21 protein-coding genes and 3 tRNA genes are annotated in these 21,432 nt (G+C 59.0%); 14 read left to right on the forward strand and 10 right to left on the reverse strand.

The features are described 5' to 3' along the window. The first annotated feature begins 100 nt into the window (after positions 1-100). Genes GSP01_RS09275 through GSP01_RS09285 form a run of 3 tightly spaced genes read left to right on the forward strand, consistent with a single transcriptional unit; the run spans position 101 to position 4,241 of the window. The gene (locus tag GSP01_RS09275) at positions 101-1,303 is read left to right on the forward strand and encodes a pyridoxal phosphate-dependent aminotransferase (protein WP_141352917.1); all 1,203 of its coding nucleotides are present in this window, start codon (positions 101-103) and stop codon (positions 1,301-1,303) included. Beyond that, positions 1,300-2,511, forward strand: coding sequence for a pyridoxal phosphate-dependent aminotransferase (locus GSP01_RS09280; RefSeq protein ID WP_141352919.1), 1,212 nt, complete (start codon positions 1,300-1,302; stop codon positions 2,509-2,511). The genes GSP01_RS09275 and GSP01_RS09280 overlap by 4 nt, the downstream gene beginning before the upstream one ends. Before the next feature lie 41 nt (positions 2,512-2,552). Then, positions 2,553-4,241, forward strand: coding sequence for a M3 family oligoendopeptidase (locus tag GSP01_RS09285; protein WP_141352921.1), 1,689 nt, complete (start codon positions 2,553-2,555; stop codon positions 4,239-4,241). 41 nt (positions 4,242-4,282) lie between these two features. Here GSP01_RS09285 and GSP01_RS09290 read toward each other — a convergent pair whose 3' ends face one another. Beyond that, positions 4,283-4,807: a TlpA family protein disulfide reductase gene (locus tag GSP01_RS09290; RefSeq protein ID WP_228123906.1), complete on the reverse strand. Its 525-nt coding sequence runs from the start codon at positions 4,805-4,807 to the stop codon at positions 4,283-4,285. Between the two features lie 89 nt (positions 4,808-4,896). Here GSP01_RS09290 and GSP01_RS09295 point away from each other — a divergent pair, with 89 nt between their 5' ends. After that, positions 4,897-5,229 (forward strand): hypothetical protein, encoded by a 333-nt coding sequence (locus GSP01_RS09295; protein ID WP_141352924.1) that lies wholly within the window; start codon positions 4,897-4,899, stop codon positions 5,227-5,229. A 6-nt stretch (positions 5,230-5,235) separates the two neighbouring features. Here GSP01_RS09295 and GSP01_RS09300 read toward each other — a convergent pair whose 3' ends face one another. Further along, a complete protein-coding gene (locus GSP01_RS09300) occupies positions 5,236-5,667 on the reverse strand; it encodes a DUF423 domain-containing protein (protein ID WP_141352926.1) in 432 nt (143 codons plus the stop codon). A 116-nt stretch (positions 5,668-5,783) separates the two neighbouring features. On the opposite strand from GSP01_RS09300, the gene GSP01_RS09305 reads away from it, so the two are divergent. From GSP01_RS09305 to GSP01_RS09315, 3 genes are all read left to right on the forward strand, one after another. Beyond that, positions 5,784-6,374 carry a DUF4142 domain-containing protein gene (locus GSP01_RS09305; RefSeq protein WP_141352928.1) on the forward strand — a complete coding sequence of 197 codons (591 nt, stop codon included), beginning with the start codon at positions 5,784-5,786 and terminating at the stop codon, positions 6,372-6,374. A gap of 16 nt (positions 6,375-6,390) precedes the next feature. Continuing rightward, positions 6,391-6,963 (forward strand): cob(I)yrinic acid a,c-diamide adenosyltransferase, encoded by a 573-nt coding sequence (locus GSP01_RS09310; RefSeq protein WP_141352930.1) that lies wholly within the window; start codon positions 6,391-6,393, stop codon positions 6,961-6,963. 216 nt (positions 6,964-7,179) lie between these two features. Next, positions 7,180-7,737, forward strand: a complete 558-nt coding sequence (locus GSP01_RS09315; RefSeq protein ID WP_141352932.1) for a hypothetical protein — start codon at positions 7,180-7,182, stop codon at positions 7,735-7,737. A gap of 23 nt (positions 7,738-7,760) precedes the next feature. On the opposite strand, the gene GSP01_RS09320 is transcribed toward GSP01_RS09315, so the two are convergent. Next, positions 7,761-9,644: an OPT family oligopeptide transporter gene (locus GSP01_RS09320; protein ID WP_228123907.1), complete on the reverse strand. Its 1,884-nt coding sequence runs from the start codon at positions 9,642-9,644 to the stop codon at positions 7,761-7,763. 132 nt (positions 9,645-9,776) lie between these two features. After that, complete coding sequence (locus tag GSP01_RS09325; RefSeq protein WP_141352936.1) at positions 9,777-10,370, reverse strand: hypothetical protein; 594 nt, start codon at positions 10,368-10,370, stop codon at positions 9,777-9,779. A 102-nt stretch (positions 10,371-10,472) separates the two neighbouring features. Between GSP01_RS09325 and ispH the strand changes: the two genes are divergently transcribed. From ispH to GSP01_RS09345, 4 genes are all read left to right on the forward strand, one after another. Continuing rightward, entirely contained in the window at positions 10,473-11,483 is a 1,011-nt protein-coding gene (gene ispH, locus GSP01_RS09330; protein ID WP_141352938.1) for a 4-hydroxy-3-methylbut-2-enyl diphosphate reductase, read from the forward strand. Positions 11,484-11,489: 6 nt separating this feature from the next. Further along, on the forward strand, positions 11,490-12,440 hold the full coding sequence (locus GSP01_RS09335; protein WP_141352940.1) for a homoserine kinase: 951 nt from the start codon (positions 11,490-11,492) through the stop codon (positions 12,438-12,440). Beyond that, positions 12,433-12,885, forward strand: a complete 453-nt coding sequence (gene rnhA, locus GSP01_RS09340; RefSeq protein ID WP_141352942.1) for a ribonuclease HI — start codon at positions 12,433-12,435, stop codon at positions 12,883-12,885. Before GSP01_RS09335 ends, rnhA begins: the two co-directional genes overlap by 8 nt. 109 nt (positions 12,886-12,994) lie before the next feature. After that, a tRNA-Asn gene (locus GSP01_RS09345) sits at positions 12,995-13,070 on the forward strand. A 70-nt stretch (positions 13,071-13,140) separates the two neighbouring features. Here the strand turns inward: GSP01_RS09345 and GSP01_RS09350 are convergent. After that, positions 13,141-14,367, reverse strand: a complete 1,227-nt coding sequence (locus GSP01_RS09350) for an MFS transporter (protein WP_141352944.1) — start codon at positions 14,365-14,367, stop codon at positions 13,141-13,143. 70 nt (positions 14,368-14,437) lie between these two features. Here GSP01_RS09350 and gpt point away from each other — a divergent pair, with 70 nt between their 5' ends. From gpt to GSP01_RS09365, 3 genes are all read left to right on the forward strand, one after another. After that, positions 14,438-14,944 carry a xanthine phosphoribosyltransferase gene (gene gpt, locus GSP01_RS09355; protein ID WP_141352946.1) on the forward strand — a complete coding sequence of 169 codons (507 nt, stop codon included), beginning with the start codon at positions 14,438-14,440 and terminating at the stop codon, positions 14,942-14,944. A gap of 49 nt (positions 14,945-14,993) precedes the next feature. Beyond that, positions 14,994-15,070: transfer RNA gene (locus tag GSP01_RS09360), tRNA-Pro, on the forward strand. A gap of 18 nt (positions 15,071-15,088) precedes the next feature. Then, positions 15,089-15,165: transfer RNA gene (locus GSP01_RS09365), tRNA-Arg, on the forward strand. Positions 15,166-15,206: 41 nt separating this feature from the next. Here GSP01_RS09365 and GSP01_RS09370 read toward each other — a convergent pair. The 5 genes from GSP01_RS09370 to recN all read right to left on the reverse strand — a co-directional run bounded on the left by GSP01_RS09370 (position 15,207) and on the right by recN (position 21,427). Further along, complete coding sequence (locus tag GSP01_RS09370; protein ID WP_141352948.1) at positions 15,207-15,617, reverse strand: Ivy family c-type lysozyme inhibitor; 411 nt, start codon at positions 15,615-15,617, stop codon at positions 15,207-15,209. 11 nt (positions 15,618-15,628) lie between these two features. Then, entirely contained in the window at positions 15,629-16,201 is a 573-nt protein-coding gene (pncA, locus tag GSP01_RS09375; RefSeq protein WP_141352950.1) for a bifunctional nicotinamidase/pyrazinamidase, read from the reverse strand. Between the two features lie 36 nt (positions 16,202-16,237). Next, entirely contained in the window at positions 16,238-17,587 is a 1,350-nt protein-coding gene (locus GSP01_RS09380; RefSeq protein ID WP_141352952.1) for a hemolysin family protein, read from the reverse strand. A 70-nt stretch (positions 17,588-17,657) separates the two neighbouring features. Then, positions 17,658-19,709: an NAD-dependent DNA ligase LigA gene (ligA, locus tag GSP01_RS09385; protein WP_141352954.1), complete on the reverse strand. Its 2,052-nt coding sequence runs from the start codon at positions 19,707-19,709 to the stop codon at positions 17,658-17,660. Continuing rightward, positions 19,706-21,427, reverse strand: a complete 1,722-nt coding sequence (gene recN, locus GSP01_RS09390; protein ID WP_141352956.1) for a DNA repair protein RecN — start codon at positions 21,425-21,427, stop codon at positions 19,706-19,708. Before recN ends, ligA begins: the two co-directional genes overlap by 4 nt. Positions 21,428-21,432 lie beyond the last annotated feature (5 nt).

Genomic DNA, 21,432 nt, shown 5'->3' on the forward strand with positions numbered 1-21,432 from the left:
TCAAGACGCTTTTTTTTGTTGATTGGAGCTGGGCTCCCTGTGGTCAAAGTGCCTGGAACGCGTTTAGGATCGTGCCGCCAAAACGATCCGGAAGCCTGTCATGTCCTTTATTGCCGACCGTCTGAACCGCATTCTGCCCAGCCAGACGATTGCCGTGACCCAGAAAGCCCGTGCCCTGAAGGCCGAGGGCCGCGATGTTATCAGCCTTTCTGCGGGTGAACCGGATTTTGATACGCCTGATTTCATTAAACGGGCAGCAATTCGGGCCATTGAGGCTGGCAAGACCAAATACACGGACGTGGCAGGCACACTCGAACTGCGCAAGGCCGTGGCGGCGCGTCTGAACGCTGATTTCGATCTTGATTACAAAGCCGAGGAAATCTGCGTCTCTACGGGCGGCAAGCAGGTCATTTACAATGTCATGGCTTCGACCCTGAATGCAGGAGATGAGGTCATTATTCCGGCTCCTGCCTGGGTTTCTTATCCCGACATCGTGACGCTGGCTGAGGGCACGCCGGTGATTGTCCAGACTGACCGAGAAAATGGCTTCCGTCTGACGGCCGGGCAGCTTCGCGCCGCGATTACGTCCCGGACAAAGTGGCTCTGTCTCAATTCGCCCTGCAATCCGACAGGCGCGGCTTACGATACCGAATCTCTCAAGGCGTTGACAGACGTGCTGCTGGACTATCCGGATATCTGGATACTCACAGACGATATGTACGCCAAGCTCCTGTACGACGGGGCTGTTGCAAAGACCGTGGTGCAGGTCGAGCCGCGTTTGCGCTCGCGCACCGTGACGATGAACGGTGTGTCCAAAGCCTATGCCATGACAGGCTGGCGTATCGGATTTTCGGCAGCGCCCGCTGAGCTTACCCGACAGCTCATCAAGCTCCAGGGCCAGAGCACGAGCAATCCGTGTTCCATTGCTCAGGCTGCTGCACAGGAAGCTGTCTCCGGGCCACAGGGCTTTATTTCTGAAATGGTCGCAGTCTATCAGGAACGGCGCAATCTCGTGATCGGGATGTTGAATGAGGCCCCTGGCTTGTCGTGCTCTTTGCCCGAAGGTGCTTTCTATGCGTTTCCGTCCATCGCTGGAACACTGGGTAAGAAAAGCAAAGGTGGGCGTTTGATCGATGATGACGAAGCCTTCGTGACAGCCCTGCTCGAGGAAACCGGTGTGGCGGCCGTGCATGGCGCGGCGTTTCTGACGCCGGGCTATTTTCGGATCTCGTATGCGACCAGCACGGAACTTTTGACGGAAGCCTGCACCCGGATCCAGAATTTTTGCCGAGAGCTTTCATGAGTTTCACTATCGCATCCCGTCTGGCTGATCTTCCCCGTCCTGCAACCATCGCAATGGCAGCCCGCGCGCGTGAACTGAAGGCGCAGGGGGCGGATGTTATTTCGCTCGCACTCGGGCAGCCGGATTTTCCGTCGCCGCCCGAAGCGATCGAAGCCGCTTATGCCGCAGCGAAGGCGGGCGATACCGGTTATCCGCCGATCCCCGGTCAGAAACCGCTGATTGACGCCATTATCCGGAAGTTCCGTCGTGATAACGCTCTGGACGTCACGTCTGACCGGATCATGGTTGCGAATGGTGGCAAGCAGGTCATTTTCAACGCGCTGATGGCATCGCTGGAAGTCGGGGACGAAGTCATTGTGCCGGCGCCGTACTGGGTCAGCTATCCGCTGATCACCCGGATGCTGGGCGGGGTTCCTGTCGAGATCCGCTGCCGGGAAGAAAACGGCTTCCGTCCTGACCCCGAAGCGATCCGCGAGGCCATTACGCCGCGGACGAAATGGCTGGTCCTGAATTTTCCGAACAATCCGACCGGCGCTATTCTTGAGCGTCACGATCTGGAAGCCATTGCAGATGTCCTGCGCGAGGCGCCGCATGTCCTCGTGATGAGCGACGAGATCTATGAGCATCTGACGTTTGATGGAAAAAAACACCTCTCCCTGCTGAGTGTCGCGCCGGATCTGGCGGACCGTATCCTGATCGTGAACGGGATGGCCAAGGCCTACGCCATGACGGGCTGGCGTGTCGGGTTCGCCTGTGGTCCGGTCCCTTTGATCCAGGCCATGGTTGCGGTGCAGGGCAATGCCACGTCCGGCGTGTGCACGCTCGCACAGGCCGGATCAGTCGCGGCATTGGATGGTGATGCTGACGGGATCGGCCGGATGCTGGAAACCTATGAGCGCCGACGCGGTCTGGTCGTGGGGGCCTTGCAGCAGGTGCCAGGCCTGACCTGCGTGATGCCGGATGGTGCATTCTATGCCTATCCGGGGATTGCGGCTCTGATTGGCGGCACGTCGGGGCAGGGACGGTTGCTCGATACGGATGTGGCTTTTGCGGAGGCGCTTCTGGACGAGGTGCATGTGGCGACTGTGCCGGGTTCGGCGTTCGGGTACAGCCCATATCTGCGCCTGTCCTTTGCCGCTTCGGATGAGCAATTGGTTGAAGCCTGCCGTCGTATCACGCAGTTTGTGGGTGATATCCGGACCGTCTGACAGGCATGGACGCAGGGGCTGGGGAATGGCAGAATTATGCCATGACGAAGACAATCCCTCCCTTTTCCGAACTGTCTTTCCCCTGGCCTGACGAACAGTCTCTCAAGGCCCGTTATGATGCCATCGCGTCCCTGCTTGATGCAGGCGACCGTGTGGAAGCCCTGCACGCGTTTGATGCTGCCCGGCGCGAGTATGAGTCATGGGCGTCGCATGTGCATTTGCAGTTTTCGCGCAATACGCAGGATGAAGCGGCGAAGGCTGATCGTGACTATGCCGACCGACTGTCTCCGGTCGCGACCGATCATGAGGTAACGGTCAAGAAACGCATCCTGGCCGATCCTGACCGCGAGGGACTTGAAGCCATTGTGACGCCGCATGTGGTACGGCTTTGGGAAGCTGACACGACGACCTTCGATCCGCGCATCAGCACGGATCTTGAGGAAGAGGCCCGGCTTGCGGGGGAATACACGGCGCTTCTGGCAGGCGCGAAAATCCCTTTTGACGGCAAGATGCTCAACCTGTCGGGACTGGTACCGTACCTTCAGGGAATGGACCGGGATGTCCGCCATGCTGCCGAGGCGGCGCGCTGGGCGTTTTTTGAGGAAAACGGTGCCGAGCTGGATGCCCTGTACGGCAAGCTCGTCGTCCTGCGTGACCGGATGGCAAAGACGCTCGGTTTCGAGAACTATATCGAATTGGGGTATCGCCGGATGCGGCGGACGGATTATGGCCCCGAGCAGGTTGCGGCGTTCCGTGAGAAAGTCCTGGCCTATGTCACGCCGCTGATCAGTTCGCTAATCGAACGCCGGCGACTGAAAATGGGCTGGGACAAGGTGATGGCGTGGGATGAGGCGCTCATCGACCTTCAGGGGAATCCCGGACCGGCGGGCGATCATGATCTTCTGGTCGCGCGTGCGGAAGGTATGTTCCGTGATCTCGATCCGTCAGGCGAGATGGCCGATTTCTACGCCCAGATGCGGGATCTGGGCTATCTTGATCTAAAGAACCGTGAGGGCAAGGCTGGGGGTGGGTTTTGCACGTCTTTTCCGACAGTTGGAACGCCTTATATCTTCGCCAATTTCAACGGTACTCATAACGATATCGGCGTTTTCACTCATGAAATGGGTCACGCTTTCCAGAATTGGAAAAGTCGTGACCTGCCGTGGATCGATCAGCTCTGGCCGACGATGGAAGCGGCTGAAATTCATTCCATGGGCCTGGAGTTCCTGACCTGGCCGCAGATTGGCGCTCTGGTCGAGGATGGTGCGGCGGACCGCTATCGTCGGATGCATCTTATCGATGCGCTGTCGTTCTTCCCTTACGGCGTCTGCGTGGATCATTTCCAGCATGAAGTCTATGCCCGTCCAGAGATGACACCGGAAGAGCGTCATCAGACATGGCGGCGGCTGGAAAAGCTTTACATGCCGTGGCGGGACTGGGGCGATCTGGCCTATCCGGCGAAAGGCGGACGCTGGCAGGCGCAGCTCCATATCTACCGGCTGCCGTTCTATTATATCGACTATGCGCTGGCCCAGTGCTGTGCATTGCAGCTCTGGCTGGGCTCACGTCTGGACCGGGAAGGGACGTTGGAAATCTATCGCCGACTTTGTGCGGAAGGGGGCTTAAAACCTTTCGCGCAGCTTGTGTCCGAGGCTGGGCTAATCTCTCCGTTCGAGGCGGATGTCCTGGCGGAAGTTGTGCATGAGGCCGAGCAGGTTTTTGCTCTCTGAGTATGAATTTGAGGCTCCAGAAAAATCGGAGCCTCAGGGATTTAGCCGCGTTTATTCCAGCTGGAAATGAGGTTCAGGACAGCCTGTGGCGACATGCTGCGTGCATTGCCCAAAGCCGTGGATCCGTCGCCATTCAGAGCATGGCCATCCGGTGTCACGATGATGACAGTCGGCACAGCCTTGATGGTCACGCCGTAGCGCGCGGCCAGATCAAGATTTGTGTTGACGCGCCCCACATTGACCGGGACGACGACGAACTGGCTGTTTAGCCAGCGTACCGCGTCGGGCAGGGCGAAAATGCCGCTGAGCATCTTGCAGTCCGGGCACCAGTTGCCTCCGAAATCGAGTAGAACCTTGCGATGGGTCTTCTGTGCCAGGGCGAAGGCTTGCGCCACTTGATCATGGGCGACTGTCGTGTCCGGATAGGGCGTGGCGACAGGCGGAGCAGATGTTTCCGCCAGTTGCGGGGCCGGTACCGGAGGGACTTCATTGGATGAGGCCTGAGCGGGAAGGACTGTGGTAAGCGCCAGACCGAGGCCGGCAGCGGCAAGAAGGGAACGGCGCATGAAAAAGGCTTTCATTGATGTTGTCCTCTGCATGCCATAACGCAGAACGACGGGAACAGATAATTAAAGCTCAGTTTTGACGAAAGGTCATGCGTTTGAAAAAAACACCATCACGTCCGGACGTGACGTCTCCGCACGAGATTAGCGTTGCGGAAACCCTGATCCGGACCACAATTCTCGTTGGTTTGACGCTCGCCTTTGCATCGGTGTTTCGCTTCTGGCAGCCGGCGATCAAGCTTGCACAGCATGTGTCGGGAACATCCGCTTGGCAGGAGCTCTACAGCCTGTTTCATATTGAATCCGGTCTTGGACGCGAACAGCTGATCCTGACGGGGATCATGATTGTCTGCTTCCTTCTGGCGCTTGGTGTGCAGGCAATCGGTCTGGTGATTTTTCAGCGAATCAGAAAAAAACACATCTGACGGGCTTTAGTTCTGGAACGGACGCCGTAGGGCGGATGCCGCGGCCAGGCACCAGGCGATCATGAGCATCGTCCCACCATAAGGGGCGATCCGCCCTACGGACATGGGGCCAAGTTTCAGATTGAACAGGGCGAGCAGTGTGACCGGCAGGCAGAACAGCACCATGCCCACCGCCATGGATAGACAAGACAGGCGGATCAGTTTCTGCGAGAGACGGGATGCGTTCAATGACAGCACGCAGAGTCCCAGAGCATGCCACATCTGGATCTCGACTGCGGAATGCAGCATGGCCCGTCCACCCGGAACGGCAAAGAGCCGGTCCGGAAGATGGGCGGACAACGCGCTGAGCATGACGCCGGAAGCCGCCGACAGGCTAGCGAAAATAAAACTTCCCCGGATCGGATCGGGCATACTGACACGGACAGGATTTGCGGACATGCCGTGAATGTATCATGTGTTGTCTGAACAGCGAATGAGAGACTGTCATGAGTGGAGTGTCAGTCTGTCGCGGCCTGTCCTGTTGAGGCCAGGTGCGTTTGAAAAAGGAAGCTTCGATGACTGTTTCGTATCTCCGTCTGTGCCTGTCCGCCGGCCTTCTTGCTGGTTTGGCCGCCTGTAATGCTCCAGATGCGCCGCCGGCTCCTGCTCTTCCGAGCGTGGCGTCCACATACAAGCTTACTACGGCGGACGCGGCCTTCATCCAGCAGATCGATGAGATGGACCAGACGCAGATCGCTATTGCGACACTTGCGGCTACGCACAGCAACAGCGACGTAATCAAGGCATTCGCGTCGACCGTTCAGGCTGATCATACGACCAATCAGAAGGCCGTCGCCAAGATCGCCTCGGATGGTAACCTGACCGTAACTGCGAAGATCGATGCTGCTGATCAGGAGCGTGTTGATTCGTTTTCGCATCTCTATGGTGCGGCGTTTGATCGCATGTTCCTGCGTGACGTCGTGAGCACGCGGACGGCTGATTTGAGCAAGGCTATTACGACGGCCAAGGCTTCGGGTGGTACTCCCGATGTGAAGACCCTCGCTTCGGATACCGACAAGATGCTGACGGACCATACGTCCCGTGCGCATGACTTGATGGGCGATCGTACGATCCGCCATCACGCGAAGCATAAAAGAAGCCGCTAAGCAGCAGGATCAGGGCATGAGCATTCGTATCGACAGGATTGTAACCCGTGGCGGAGACGGGGGGCAGACATCACTTGGAGACGGGACACGCGTTTCCAAGTCGTCGGACCGTATCGAAGCGATGGGAACTGTTGATGAACTCAATGCTCTGCTGGGTGTCCTGTGCTGTTACATGGCACAGGACACCCAGACTGCCTATCTTGAAGGCGAAATACAACAGATCCAGTCGTGTCTATTCGATCTCGGTGCGGATCTTTGCATGCCTGATCCAGATCGTGCTCCCAGCCTGACTGTGGATGCCAGTCTCTGGCTTGAAGGCCGGCTGGAGGAGATGCGCCAGTCCCAGCAGGAGCTCAGAAGTTTTGTCCTGCCCGGCGGGAGCCTCGTCGCAGCACACGCGCATCTGGCCAGAACCGTCGTGCGGAGGGCCGAACGCCGGGTGGCCGTGCTCGAACAGGTGCCCGCAGAAACACTTCGCTTCCTGAACAGACTGTCCGATTATTTCTTTGTTCTTGCCCGTCATGCCAATAATCATGGTGAAACGGATATTCTCTGGTCTCCGGGACGCTGGCATCAGAAGAAAATATAAGCCTTCTCTTATTGTTCTGATGACAGAATGCCGGTGAAGTGCTAGGAAACTCGCGTCAGAACGCTGGAGCTTCTCCAGACGAGTCGACTCTTCATATCTTTGTCAGGGCAAGTCGTTGCTGGGTGGGCCGTAGCCCGGTCAGCTTTTCTGTCTTTTTGGCAGTCCTGTCCGGCAGGGACGAAATCTACAAATATCATATTGGTTGAAGAATACAGAATGCAGGACGAGCATCAGGTTAACGAAGAAGACAAGCTGCGACAGGCTCTGGCCCGTCTGGGGGCAGGAGCCTCCTCCCGCCCTTCGAAGCCCCGGCCTCTAACAACCACTCCCGAACGTCGCCGGCGTTTCGTCCGTGACGGACAGGTTGTGGTCGAACATCAGGGAAGCCGCGGAATTGCCGCGCGCAATCCCAGTCAGGAAGACCAGGAAGAAATCGAACGCCTGCGTCAGTCCGTAAAGCGCGAGCAGCGTCGCTGGGAAGAAGCCGAGCGGAGCCTGATGGAAGTCCGCTCCCAGCTCAAGGCGTTCGAGACGCGTGAAGCCCATGCGAAAATCCAGATCACTGAACTGAACCGCGAACTGCGTGAAAACCAGGATGCGATCCAGACGCTGAAGGCGTGTTTGCATCAGGCCCGCGAACAGGCTGCCGAGGCTGCACGTCGCTCGCCACGTCCTGTCGGCCGTCCCCGTAAGGAAGCTGCTCCCGCAGCTGCGGAAATGGCAGAAATGGAAGTGGTCGAGCAGGAACCGGTCCAGTGGTGGGTGAAGGCCTGATTCGGGGCTTCACCCGGCTGAACTCAGTCTGACTGTTTGACCTGCCGCCCAAACCAGAGCAGGACGCTACAGAAAACCGCCCAACCCAGCCCTGTATTCAGCAGGGTCGGGACAGGAAGTGCCAGTGTATCGGCGCTTCCTGTTGCTCCCGCCATGGCGGCGAGCGCCACGCCGATCAGGCTCTCTCCAACAATGAATCCTGACGCGATCATCGTTCCCTGCTCTTTGGGGAAGCGACGCAGCAGCCATGCCAGTCCTGCGCCAATTCCGATCGTGACCGAGACATCTGCTGGAAGATAGATACCCATCCCGACCGCTAGAGGCGGAAGGGCGAGATTGCGTCGGTGCAATACGACATCTAGAATGACCAGAAGTACGCCAAGGGCCGCTCCGATTTCCAGCATGAGCCAGTCAAGCTGGTGGGTCAGGATCCCGGTGGCAATGGCGGCCATCAGAGCAGGTTGTGGCGCGGCAAGCGCGCGTGATGGGTCCATACCCTCACGTGGCATGGCTCCGGCGAAGCCGTAGGCCTGATACAGGACCTGAAGTACCCAGGGGATGACGATCGCCCCGACCACACAGCCGATTAGCAGGGCAACTTCCTGCCTCCAGGGCGCCGCTCCGACAAGTTGGCCGGTTTTGAGGTCCTGCAGATTGTCATTGGAAACAGCTGCTGAGGCAGTAATGGCGGAGAGTACGAAAAGTCCGAAAGCAATGGCTATGGGACGCTGTTCGAGGCTCAGCAGTCCAGTGCTCTCCAGTCCCCACAGGGCGATCGAAATGGCAATGATGGCGATGATTCCCACGCCGGAAATTGGCGAGGACGAAGACCCGATGATCCCGGCCATGTAGCCGCAGGCGCTGGCGACCAGAAAGCCCAGTCCGAAGCAGGCGATCAGCCCCAGCAGGATCAGGGTTGCCAGCGCACCGCCATGCGGCATGACGGGCCACAGGAAGTAGGCGAACAGTCCTGCCAGCAGCAGTGCAAGGCCTGCGCAAAGGGCAACCAGCGTTCGGGGCGTTAAATCGCGGTCGATATCATCTCCCGTGGCCAGATGAGTGACGGAGAGCGCTTCCCTCAACCCCTGGGCCACGGGTTTCGCGAGGGCTAGCAGGGTCCAGATCGCGGCAACTGCAATGGTGCCAGCACCGATGAACCGCACCTTGTGTAGCCAAAGCCCGGTTGCGTCTGCCAGTGGGGTAGCTGAAGGGGCAAGATGACCCAGAACTGGCACCATGATGCCCCATGCCAGAAACACACCGAGCAGCATGGCAATTCCGCCACCGATTCCGACCAGATAACCCGTTCCCAGCAGGGCCAGAGAAAAGCTGCCGTTCAGACGGAAAGCCGACGATCCCACGACGGTTGCGGCAGAAAAACCATCTGACAGGAGGCGAAGTCCGGAGGTTGCAAAGGCGATACTTCCCGAAACTACGGTGCCGAGAGTTAGGGATCTCAGGCTCCGGGCATCACCTTCGGGGGATGAGGCGCGCAGGATTTCCGCACAGGCCGTACCTTCGGGATAGGGGAGGTCGGAGTTGCGCACCAGCGCACGCCGTAGCGGGATAGTGAAGACAACGCCCGTCATACCTCCCGCCATCGTCAGCAGAAGCGTGACGACATAGGGAAATTCATGCCAGTATCCGACCATGAGCAGGGCCGGGAATGCTGCGAAAACGCAGGACAGGGTTCCGGCCGCCGAGGCTTGGGTCTGGACCATGTTGTTTTCCAGCATGGTCCCGCCGCCCATAAGACGCAGAATGGCCATTGAGATGATCGTGGCGGGAATGGACGAGCCGAAAGTCAGGCCGATCTTGAGGCCCAGATAGACGTTCGCTGCCGTAAAGACGACCGTGATGAGGGCTCCGAGAATAACCCCGCGGAGGGTCAGTTCGCGACTGTCCATGTATTTCTGTCCCGAAATGAAGGCCGGCACGGAACATTCTGCCGTGTCCGTATGCCGGGCCATTCGCGGCAGTCTGTTATCATGAAATAACGGACTGTCGTCAGTGTCTGAAGGGCTGACCCGGCGTTCTGGTTACTGTGTGTGGCTGTGGAAGGCGACCGGTGCGAGATGCTCGCGGTTATACCCGAGTTCGCCATGCGTTAGCTGGTAGCCGATTTCAAGCGTGTAAGGATTTTCCTGTGCCATGTTGTCCGTGGCAGGAAGATCGATCAGCCGCAGGTTCGTCCGGACGGACTGCGTGCTGACATTGGCTGGGAAGCGGAAGCTGTCGGTGAAGACCTTCTTGTCCACGATCTTGCCGTCACGCATGATAACGATGAAATACGGCACGTCGATCGTGCTGCTGGTCGCAGCCGGACCACGGGTCAGGTTCATCGCAAGGCTTAGGCGTGTACGGACCGTCTGGTGTCTATGTGGACCATCCGGACCACGTTCGCAGTCCCCCGAGAGGGAGGCGATCTGGGCATGGCTGACGAGGCTGCCGATATCCGCGCTCTTGCCGTCATAGACAAACAGGTCCGCTGCTGAACCCGGGATATCGAGCGCCGGGCAGGCAGGTGCGAAGAAACTCGGGTTGGATTCGTCGCAGCCGGCCAGACTCGAAAGCGCCACAAAGGCAAAAGCCGGAGCAAACAGGGGCGAGGCGAAGCGCCGGATGGCTGGCATCAGCTGAAGAAACTCCCAACAAAGCGGCCCGGACGTTGCGACGAGAGGCAATCCGGTCGATACTGGTCCTACATATCGAACTCCGCCCGCTTGGGGAACACCATGTCAGAACAGACGACTTTCGCTCCTTCCCGCACCGACGGTGTGGAAGCCCATAAAACCCTTCGCGTCCTGCTCGCCGGTCCGCGTGGATTCTGTGCCGGTGTGGACCGCGCCATTCGCGTCGTGGAAGAGGCCCTGCGTCGTTATGGCGCTCCGGTCTATGTCCGCCACGAGATCGTCCATAACCGGACAGTCGTGGAAGGGCTGGAAGCCAAGGGCGCCATTTTCGTCGAGGAACTGGATGAAGTTCCTGAAGACGGGCATGTTGTTTTCTCCGCCCATGGCGTTCCCAAGGCGGTCCCGGCTGAGGCCCAGCGTCGCAACCTGCTGTATCTGGATGCGACTTGTCCGCTGGTCTCGAAGGTGCATCGTGAGGCAGAGCGCCATTTCGCGGGTGGTGGCCCGGACCAGCGTCATATCCTGATGATTGGCCATGCTGGTCATCCGGAAGTGGTGGGTACGATGGGGCAGCTCCCGCCGGGCGCTGTCACGCTTATCAACGATGCGGCAGAAGCCCGCACGATTCAGCCGGAAGATCCGACGAAGCTTGCGTTTATCACACAGACGACGCTTTCGGTCGATGACACGGCCGAGATCGTGGACATCCTGCGTTCGCGTTTCCCGCTCATTGAAGGGCCGAAGCGCGAAGACATCTGCTACGCCACGACCAACCGTCAGGAAGCCGTAAAGGCCATCGCGCCCGAGAGCGATCTTGTGATCGTGATCGGTTCGCCCAACTCGTCCAACTCGCAGCGTCTTCGGGAAGTGGCTGAACGTTCCGGCGCGCGTCGTGCTCTGCTTGTGCCGAAGCTCGAAAACCTTGACTGGAGCGTCCTTGAAGGTGTGGAAACGCTGGGTATCAGTGCCGGTGCGTCCGCTCCCGAGAGCCTCGTGCAGGAAATGGTGACGGCTCTGGCCGAGAAGTACACGCTCAAGATCGAAGAGCGGATCGTTAAGGAAGAGAACATCAACTTCCGTCTGCCTGGTCCGCTGGCTGGCGAGGACGACTGACCTCTCATGGCCGTCTATACGGAACTGGCGGCCGAGACGCTCGAGGCGTTTCTTGGCACTTACGATATCGGGACACTGGTCTCGTTTCATGGCATCGCCGAGGGTGTCGAAAACAGCAACTTTCTCCTCCGTACGACGGAGGGAGATTTCATTCTCACGCTGTTCGAGCGGCGTGTGAATGCCCATGAGCTTCCATGGTTTCTGGGGCTCATGCAGTATCTGGCGGGCAGGGGGCTGAACTGCCCGCTGCCTGTATCGGACCGGAGTGGGGCTGCCCTACGCAGCCTCGCAGACCGTCCCGCCGCCATCACGACATTTCTTCCCGGCGTTTCCGCAACGCAGCTTGACGCGAACCTGTGTCTCGAACTCGGCAAGGCACTGGCCCGGCTGCACATTGCTGGAGAAGGGTATGATGCTGTCCGGCCGAATGCCTTGTCTCCGGTTGCCTGGGGGCCGCTGCTCGATAGCTGTGGTGACAGTGGGGACGTGCTTTCACCCGGTCTGACTGTTGAAGTTCGTACAGCGCTTCACAGCGTTGAGGCTGCATGGCCCGCACCAGCCGATCTGCCGCGCGGACAGATCCATGCGGACCTGTTTCCGGACAATGTTTTTTTTCAGAACGGGCAGGTCTCGGGGCTGATCGATTTTTATTTCGCGTGCACGGATTTTCTCGCTTATGATCTGGCTATCTGCCTGAATGCCTGGTGCTTCCGGGATGAAAAAACGTTCGAGCCGTCTTTCGCCGCCGCCATCATGCACGGTTACGAGAGCATTCGTTCCTTGAGTGACGCAGAAAAAGCCGCGCTTCCGATATTGTGTCAGGGAGCTGCGATCCGCTTTCTGCTGACACGGCTTTACGACTGGATCAATACTCCTGCAGATGCGCTGGTGACCCGCAAGGATCCGCTGGCCTATCTGCGACGCCTGCGTCATTTCCAAAATACGTCTCATGTCTGAGGCGCCTGGAGAACGTCCCCAGGTCGAAATCTGGACGGATGGGGGATGCAAACCCAATCCGGGTCCCGGCGGATGGGGCGCGCTTCTGGTCTGCCGCGGCCAGGAAAAGGAGCTCCTGGGTGGGAACCCGGAAACCACCAATAACCGCATGGAACTGACAGCAGCTGCCGAGGCGCTCGAAGCGCTCAAACGTCCCTGCATCGTGACGTTGCATACGGACAGCGAGTATCTACGCAACGGCATCACCCGCTGGCATACCGGCTGGGTGCGCCGGAAGTGGCGTAATGCGGCGGGCGATCCCGTGGCCAATATGGACCTGTGGCAGCGGATTCTGGAAGCTGCAAAGCCGCATGAAATCGATTGGCTCTGGGTCAAGGGTCATTCAGGCGATGAGAACAACGAACGCGTGGATCAACTCGCGACCCGGGGGCGTGAAGAGCTCTGAAAAATGACGGTTTTTCTCAGGTCTTTGAAGAGAAACGAAAAAATCGACAAAAAAATTCATTTAGGGGCTTTACCGACCTCGGCCATTTGGCTACATACCACCTCGCCGGTCCCGAATAGCTCAGTTGGTAGAGCAAGCGACTGTTAATCGCTGGGTCGTAGGTTCGAGTCCTACTTCGGGAGCCAGCTTTTCATTCGAAAAGCTTATCCGGCTGCAAACAAAGCTCCCCTTCGGGAGCTTTTTGCATTTCTGGGTTTACTGCTCCTCCGGAAAGATGTCTTCCAGACGATCGAGTGCCCACAGGCGCGGGAAGAAGCGAGCCCAGACAGCCGCTACCAGAATAGTCCCAATACCACCGGCGATGACGGCGGCTTCCGCTCCGATCGCGGTTCCGAGCATGCCGCTCTCGAATTCTCCGAGTTGATTGCTGGAGCCAATGAACAGTGTATTCACTGCCGAAACTCGCCCGCGCATTGAATCCGGTGTAGCCAGCTGGATCAGCGAAGAGCGGATCACCACGCTGATGACGTCCGAAGCTCCGAGAATCATCAGGGCCACGATTGAGAGCCAGACCGTGTGGGATGCACCAAAGACGATTGTCGCAATGCCGAACATGACGACGGCCATGAACATGATGGGGCCGGTGCGACCCTTCAGGGGATAGCGTGACAGGCCCCAGGACATCAGAAGCGCCCCAACAGCTGGAGCTGCACGCAGTAGCCCCAGACCGATCGGTCCGACATGTAGGATACCGTCCGCGTAGACTGGCAGCATTGCTGTTGCGCCCCCTAGCAGCACGGCAAACAGGTCGAGGGTGATCGCTCCCAGAAGGTCTCGACGGCGATTGAGGAAGGATAGACCAGCAAAGACCGAAGCAAATGTAATCGGCTCTTTGGCCGGAACGGTATGAAGCAGTCTGAGCGAGAATGTTCCGGCAAAAGCCACTGCGAATCCGGCTGTGGAGAGTCCGTAGCAGACGACCGGTCCGATACCGTAGAGCAGGCCGCCCAGACTTGGTCCGACAATGGAGGAAGTCATGAACAGCGACGAAAGCATGGCCTGAGCCCGGGGCAGAAGAGCAGGCGGGGCGATTGCGGGCAGGAAAGCCTGTTGGCACGGCATTTCGAAGCTTCTCAGAACACCGTAGAACGTCGCGAATGTATAAATGGCGCCTGTTGTCAGCTGATGGAACGCGGCGCCGAAGGCCAGCATCGCAGTGGCCAGGATTTCGCCGACCTGACAGATCAGGACGATACTGCGCCGGTTGAAGCGGTCCGCGACATGACCAGCGACAAAGGTTAGCGGAATCATGGGCAGGAACTGGGCCAGACCCAAATAGCCCAGAGAGGCTACATCATGCGTCAGCGCATAGATCTGCCATCCGATGGCGATCGTCATGGTGGTCGCTGAGAGCTGTGAGAAAATTCTTCCGACAATCAGGGACGGAAGGCCAGGGAGAGAGCGCAGGGCTGGATCGATCATTGCGGCACTTTAGGCATTTCCGTCGCTCAAGTTTATTGCAAAATTACGAGACGGAAGGCAGAGGAAGACCATGACAGCCAATCAGACCCCAAAAACCGTTCATTATGCGACCGTCACCTGGGACCAGCTCCATCGTGACGCACGCCTTCTGGCCGCAACCCTTATGCAGGAGCATGGTTCTTTCCGTGGAATCGTCGCCATTACCCGTGGTGGCTTGATCCCTGCCGCCATTCTCGGTCGCGAAATGGGCTGCCGTTTGATCGAAAGCGTCTCGGTCATCAGCTATGCCGGCGAAGAAGGCACGCAGCACGAACCGAAAGTCGTCAAGCCGCCTGTTGCCGCTGGCGATGGTGAAGGATTCCTGATCGTGGACGACCTTGTGGATTCGGGTGTCACCGCCCGTATCGTGCGTGAATTGCTGCCCAAGGCCGTGTTTGCCTGCCTCTATGCCAAGCCAGAGGGTAAGCCCTTCACTGACCATTACGTGACGGAAGTTGCTCAGGATACCTGGGTCCTGTTTCCGTGGGATACGGCGCCGCTTTTCGTGCCTCCGCTCGTGAGAAGTGAAGGCGAATAAAAAAACCCCCTTGCCTCGACCGGCCAGACATCCTAGGTTCCGGCCGGTTCGGGGCGTGGCGCAGCCTGGTAGCGCGCTTGTTTTGGGTACAAGAGGCCCCCGGTTCGAGTCCGGGCGCCCCGACCAGTTAATGGCTTCATTGATGCGCCCTTAGCTCAGCTGGATAGAGCAACAGCCTTCTAAGCTGTGGGTCACTGGTTCGAATCCAGTAGGGCGCGCCAGCCATTCCCCAAGCTACACTGGCGCCTGATTCCTTTTAATTTCAGTCTGATGGATTATTATCCTGATAGGCTTTGAGAAGAACCTTTTGCATGGTTGCGTCTGGTGCGCCCAGAAAGTTCTGTTTAAGCGATCTCTCGTCCTTGAGGCTCAGAAGGCCCCAAGCTGCTGAATGATCATTCGCGAATACGATTTCCAGTTGTTCCGCAGCACAGTTATGTGGACGGCACATATGGCCCAGAATGTAGGGTTTGCCCCCGAGGTTGAAAGTACTGACGGGTACGGACGTCGCTCGCGCTGTCGTCACCCATGATGGAAGGGTTAGCATGGCTTGATAAGCCTGCCTGAACCCGTTTTCGGCCGCCAGCTCAGCTGTTGTCGGTGGTGTCGCCGCCGAGACTGTCCGGAGTGTCGCAAGTGCGAGAATGACAGGAAGCAGTTTGGTTATCCGCATTGTTCTGACCTTCAGAAAGTGTTCAGGCTTTTGAGTAGAACACCCTGTTTTTTAAGTTTTTTCAGAGTATCTCCAGGGTTTGATGCGATACCCCGGCAGGCTTGTGGAACTACCTCTGTGCGATAGCCGCACTGTACGGCATCCAGCGCAGTGGCCATCACGCAGTAATCAAGTGCGAGGCCGCAGATCACGACGTGCTCTATGTCCAGCCCCTTCAATAACCCGTCCAGCCCCGTCGAGGTTGCACGGTCATTATCGAGAAACCCCGAATAGCTGTCCCGTTCCTGTAGTACGCCTTTGCGGATGATATGCGTTACCGGCTCTGGCAGGAGCGTTTGCGGGAAATCCGCGCCGTGAGTACCGGCAACACAGTGAACGGGCCAGAGGCCGCCCTGCGTGCTGAAGGAACAATGCTGAAAAGGATGCCAGTCCTGCGTCGCGATAACTGCCCTGAACGGATGTTGGGCAAGCGCATTGGCGGCTTCAAGAATACTGTCTCCGTCCGGAACGGCCAGAGCGCCGCCAGGCAGGAAGTCATTCTGGATATCGACAAGGATGAGAGCGGAGCGGCTTAGGTCGGTCATGCTACGATCTAAGCAGTCTCCACCTCGGACAGAAAGTCAGTTCAGTCGCGTGACCAGCAACTGATTGATTCTGAAGCCCTCTACGTCAACGACTTCGAAGCGGAAGCCTGAAGATTGCACACTGTCTGCCTTGCGTGCCATGCGACGCAGACGGTTCATGACGAAGCCGCCGACCGTGTCGAAGTTCTGGGCATCGTCGAACATTGGAATGTCCAGTTCGCGGATTACGTCGCCGATAGGAGCGGCGCCGTCGATCAGCCAGGATTTATCGTCACGGCGGACGATCGCCTGCTCTTCAAACGGGCTGACCAGACCATCCATCAGCGCACCCATGATGTCCTTGTAGGTGATAAGGCCGACAACCAGACCGTATTCATTAACGATTAGCGCAAAGCCGGCGGAGTGGGCTTCGAACTGGGCCAGGGTTTCCCATAGGTTCAGCGTGTCGGGCAGGGACAGGACATCACGCCGCATTTTGAAAATCTGGCTGGCGATGGGGGCCAGACCGGTACTTTTGGGCTGCGGTTCGTCGACGACAGCGACCAGTACGTCTTCGGCGCGGATGGAGCCGATGACCTTGTCCAGGCCGCCGTCGCAGAGCGGATAGCGGGAGTAGGGACGCACCCGGACTTTGTCGCGCTGGCTTTCCGGGCTTTCCTGAACGTCGAGGAATACGATTTCATCGCGCGGAGTCATTGCTGACGTCACGGCGCGGTCCTGAAGACCCAGAACGTTCTGGATCATCTGGTGTTCTTCTTCCAAAAGGACACCAGAGGCTGTTCCTGCCGCGAGAATGGCTCGCAGGTCTTCAGGCGTCACGGGCTCTACGGTGGCCGCGGCCGGGATCTTGAGGAGCTTGAGCAGCCAGTCGGAAATTTTCGAGAAGACCAGAACCGCCGGATAGAGAACCTTGAGGGCGACGGCGGGGAACCAGCCGACCTTGAGCGCAATCCGGTCTGGTGCGTTCATCGCGATTCGCTTGGGAAGCAGATCGGCGAACAGGACGAACAGGCCGGTGATCAGGATGAACGAGCAGGCGGAGCCGAGCTTGCTTGCGAGTGACGGGCCTGCGCCCAGAGCCCGAAAGCCTTCCGCAATAGGGTCGCTCAGCATGGATTCGCTGATGATGCCGCCCAGAACCCCCACGGCATTGAGGCAGATCTGAAGGACCGTGATGACCTGACCGCTATTGCGGCGCAGCTTCAGGAACGCAGTGGCCCTTGGGTCGCCCGCTTCCGCCCGTGAACGCAGTCGTACGTCGCGTGCGGCGGCAAAGGAGATTTCGGACAGCGAGATCAGCACGGAGACGCCAATCAGTGCGACCGTGGCGACAAGGCCCAGCAGGAGAAGAATGATCTGGTGCTGGGAGGAAGGGGAGACTGACATGCGGAAGGCGTTATACCCTGAAAAAATGGGATGTTACCAACTTTCTCACGGTTCCGGTTTTGCAGTTCTGTTACAGCCCCGCCAGCGTGCGCCAGCCGCTTTCATCGACGGTATCGATTCCCAGTTCTGCTGCTTTCTTGGCCTTGGAACCAGCCTTTTCGCCCAGCACGACCAGGGAGGTCTTTTTCGACACGCTATCCGTCACCTGTGCGCCCAGACGTTCGGCGATGGCTTTGGCTTCCGGGCGACTCATTGTGGTCAGGGTGCCGGTGAAGACAATGACCTTTCCTGAGAGATGCCCTTCCGACGGGGCTTCCTCGGGGATAATGTCCGTTAGCTCCGAGGCCAGGTCATCGAGGGTCTCGATATTGTGGCTTTCGGAGAAAAAGGCGGAGAGTTCATCGGCGATCGCATCGCCCACGCCCATGATGGCGCCCAGGGAAGCGCGTTCTTCGGAGTCCGGCCGTGTAGCCAGCATAGCGGTGCGCCAGTTTTCGAAGGTTTGGTAATGCCGGGACAGAAGCTGGGCGTTGCGCTCCCCGATCCGTCGGATGCCAAGCCCGAAAATCAGCCGGGACAGGGGGATGGTGCGGCGGTCATCAATGGCACGGAAGAGGTTGTCTACCGACAGCCGTCCCCAGCCGTCACGCTGAAGTAGGACCGCTTCGTGCTGGCGCAGGCGGAAAATGTCGCCGGGGCGGCGGATGTAGCCTGCGTCGTAGAATTCACGGATGCTGCGTTCGCCTAGTCCGTCGATGTCGAACGCGTTGCGTGACACCATGTGGATCAGGCGCTCCACGATCTGCGCTTCGCAGGTCAGGCCGCCTGTGCAGCGGCGGACCGCTTCGCCATGCATGCGCTCGGCGAGCGATCCGCAGACGGGACAGTGGTCGGGATAGACGAAAGGCTCTGAACGGGATTCGTCGCTGGAGACGGGGCCGAGGATTTGCGGGATCACGTCTCCGGCGCGCTGCAGGCGGACCAGATCCCCGACGCGCACGTCCTTGCGGGCGATTTCGTCTTCGTTGTGCAGTGTTGCGCGCGAGACGATGACGCCGCCGACATTCACGGGTTCCAGATGGGCAACCGGGGTCAGGGCTCCTGTGCGGCCGACCTGGATCTCGATTTCCTGCAGGCGCGTAATGGCCTGCTCTGCCGGAAACTTCCATGCAATGGCCCAGCGGGGAGCGCGACCGGCAAAGCCGAGACGATCCTGAAGGCTCAGATCGTCCAGTTTGAAGACGATGCCGTCGATGTCATAGTCCAGCCCCGAGCGTTCGCGTGCCAGCTTCTCGACATAAGCCGGAATATCGCGGGCATGGCCAATCATCTGGGAGAGCGGATTGACCGTGAACCCCCAGCTCCGCAGTTTTTCCAGATAGTTCCAGTGTGTCGTTGCAACCGGTGAGGACGTGTACCCCTGCGCATAGGCGAAGAGAGACAGCGGACGGCTGCGAGTGATTTCCGCATCCAGCTGGCGAAGGGAGCCGGCTGCGGCATTGCGAGGATTGGCGAAAGGCTTTGCTCCGCGTGCGACCTGCTGTTCGTTGAGGGTCAGGAAGCTGCTTTTCGAAAGGAAGACTTCGCCACGGATTTCAATCCGTTCAGGTGCTTCGCCGGGCAGTTCGCGTGGAATATCTTTCAGGGTCAGCAGGTTGGCCGTGACGTCTTCACCTTCGATGCCGTCGCCGCGTGTTGTCCCGCGCACGAAACGTCCGTGCTCGTAGGTCAGGCTGATGGAGAGGCCGTCAATCTTGGGCTCGGCCACAAACTGGAGCGACTGAAGGCCGTCCTCGTCCAGGCCGAGAAAGCGGCCTGCACGTGAAACAAAGCCATCGAAGCCTTCCGGATCGAAGACATTGTCGAGCGATAGCATGGGGACAAGATGGCGATATTTGCCGAAAGCGGAATCGGGTGCGACGCCAACGCGCTGGCTGGCTCCATCTTGGGAGCGGAGATCTGGATATGCTTCTTCCAGCTCCAGAATTTCACGACGTGCAGCATCATAGACGGCATCGGAAACTTCCGGCTCGTCGCGTCTGTGATACGCCTCGTCCCACCGCGCGAGGTCCGCTTCGAGTGCAGCGTGACGCTCGGCGGCAGAAAGAGGGGTGGTTGTCATGAAATCTGATGTCCCAAAAGGCTGTCGGCAGCCCCTCGGGCTGCGTCTGTAATGATGTCGCCCGCAAGCATCCGAGCGATTTCCTCGCGCCGGGCGTCATGGGGCAGGGGTTCAGCCAGGGTCTCGGTCCGGTCATTGCGGACACGCTTGGCTATGCGCAGGTGATGGTCGCCGCGCGCCGCGACCTGCGGGCTGTGGGTGACGACCAGAACCTGCACGTCTTGTGCAACCTTGTGCAACCGGTCTCCGATCGAGGAGGCGGTGGCACCACCAACGCCGGAATCGACCTCATCGAATACGAGTGTTCCGACATCGGAGCGTTCTGCCAGAACCACTTTCAGCGCAAGCATGAGGCGTGACAGCTCACCGCCGGACGCTACCTTGGCTAGAGGCCCGGGAGACTGTCCGGGGTTGGCTGCGATCAGGAAGGAAGCCTGTTCCATGCCCTGACTGTTCCAGTGATCGGGCTCAAGCGGCAGGAGTGAAACGATGAAGCGGGCGCGTTCCAGTTTGACCGGGCGAAGTTCGGCACTGACGGCCTTTTCCAGTTTCTCGGCGGCTTTTTTTCGGGCGGCAGAAAGCGTGCGGGCTGCATCCTCATAATCGAGGCGCGCTTCGGTCAGGGCCGTTTCCAGACGCGCCAGTTCAGCATTGCCGGAATCGAGGGCCGCGAGCCGTCTTTTTAACTCAGCAAGAAAACCGGGAAGCTCGGCGACGGAGACGTTGTGTTTGCGGGCCTCGGCACGGAGCGCAAAAAGTCGCTCTTCCGTCTCTTCCAGAAGACGGGGATCGCCCTCGGTGTCGGCGGCCAGACGGCTAAGCAGCATTTCAGCTTCGGCCAGGGCTTCTTCAGCTTTTCCGAGAGCGTCGAGCGCGTCCTGCGCCTGTGTCTGATGGCTGTCGGAAAGCGTTTCCGTTTCCGTGGGGGCAGGTAGCAGTCGCGCAAGGGCGCGGCTGGCCGAGCGCAGGGCGGCAGCGGGCGCGGAAGAGCGGCGATCACGCGGGGTTAGTTCCGAGAGTGCGGCGGCAACGGCTTCGCCGCGACGCTCATCGCGCTGAAGACTGATGCGCGTTGCCGCGAGAGCATCCTCTTCGCCTTCCTGAGGGGCTAGCCGCTCCAGATCATCGACTGTCTGCCGCAGCCATTCCTCTTCACGGGCTGCGGCTTCCATGTCGTTACGCGCCGCTTTCAGGGCGCTGCGGGCCGCGGCCCACTGCCGGAAGGTCTGGGCTGTTTTTTCCCGCAGGGAGAGAGCAATCCCGAAAGCGTCCAGCAGATCGAGATGGGTACTTTGGTCGGCCAGGCCCATCTGTTCGTGCTGGCTCTGGATTTCTACGAGATGGGCGCCCACACGGCGCAAGAGGCCGACGCCAACCGGCTGATCGCAGATATAGGCACGGGAGCGGGCATCCGGCGTAACGATACGGCGCAAGACCACCGGGTCCGTCGGGTCTTCGCGCACGATGCCGTGTTCGTCGAGCAGGGCAAAGACGGGATGGTCGCTGGTGATTTCAAAAATGGCCGACACGCTGGCCTGAGACGCTCCCGAGCGGACGATACCACCGCTGGCACGCTCGCCAAGGGCCAGTCCCAAACTGTCGAGCAGGATAGACTTGCCCGCTCCGGTCTCGCCGGTCAGGACCGTCAGACCGGGGGCGAGACCAAGATCGAGCTTTTCGATCAGAACGACATCACGGATTGAGAGATGTGTCAGCATGACAG

It is taken from the genome of Gluconobacter sphaericus NBRC 12467, assembly GCF_006539125.1.
GTDB lineage: Bacteria > Pseudomonadota > Alphaproteobacteria > Acetobacterales > Acetobacteraceae > Gluconobacter > Gluconobacter sphaericus.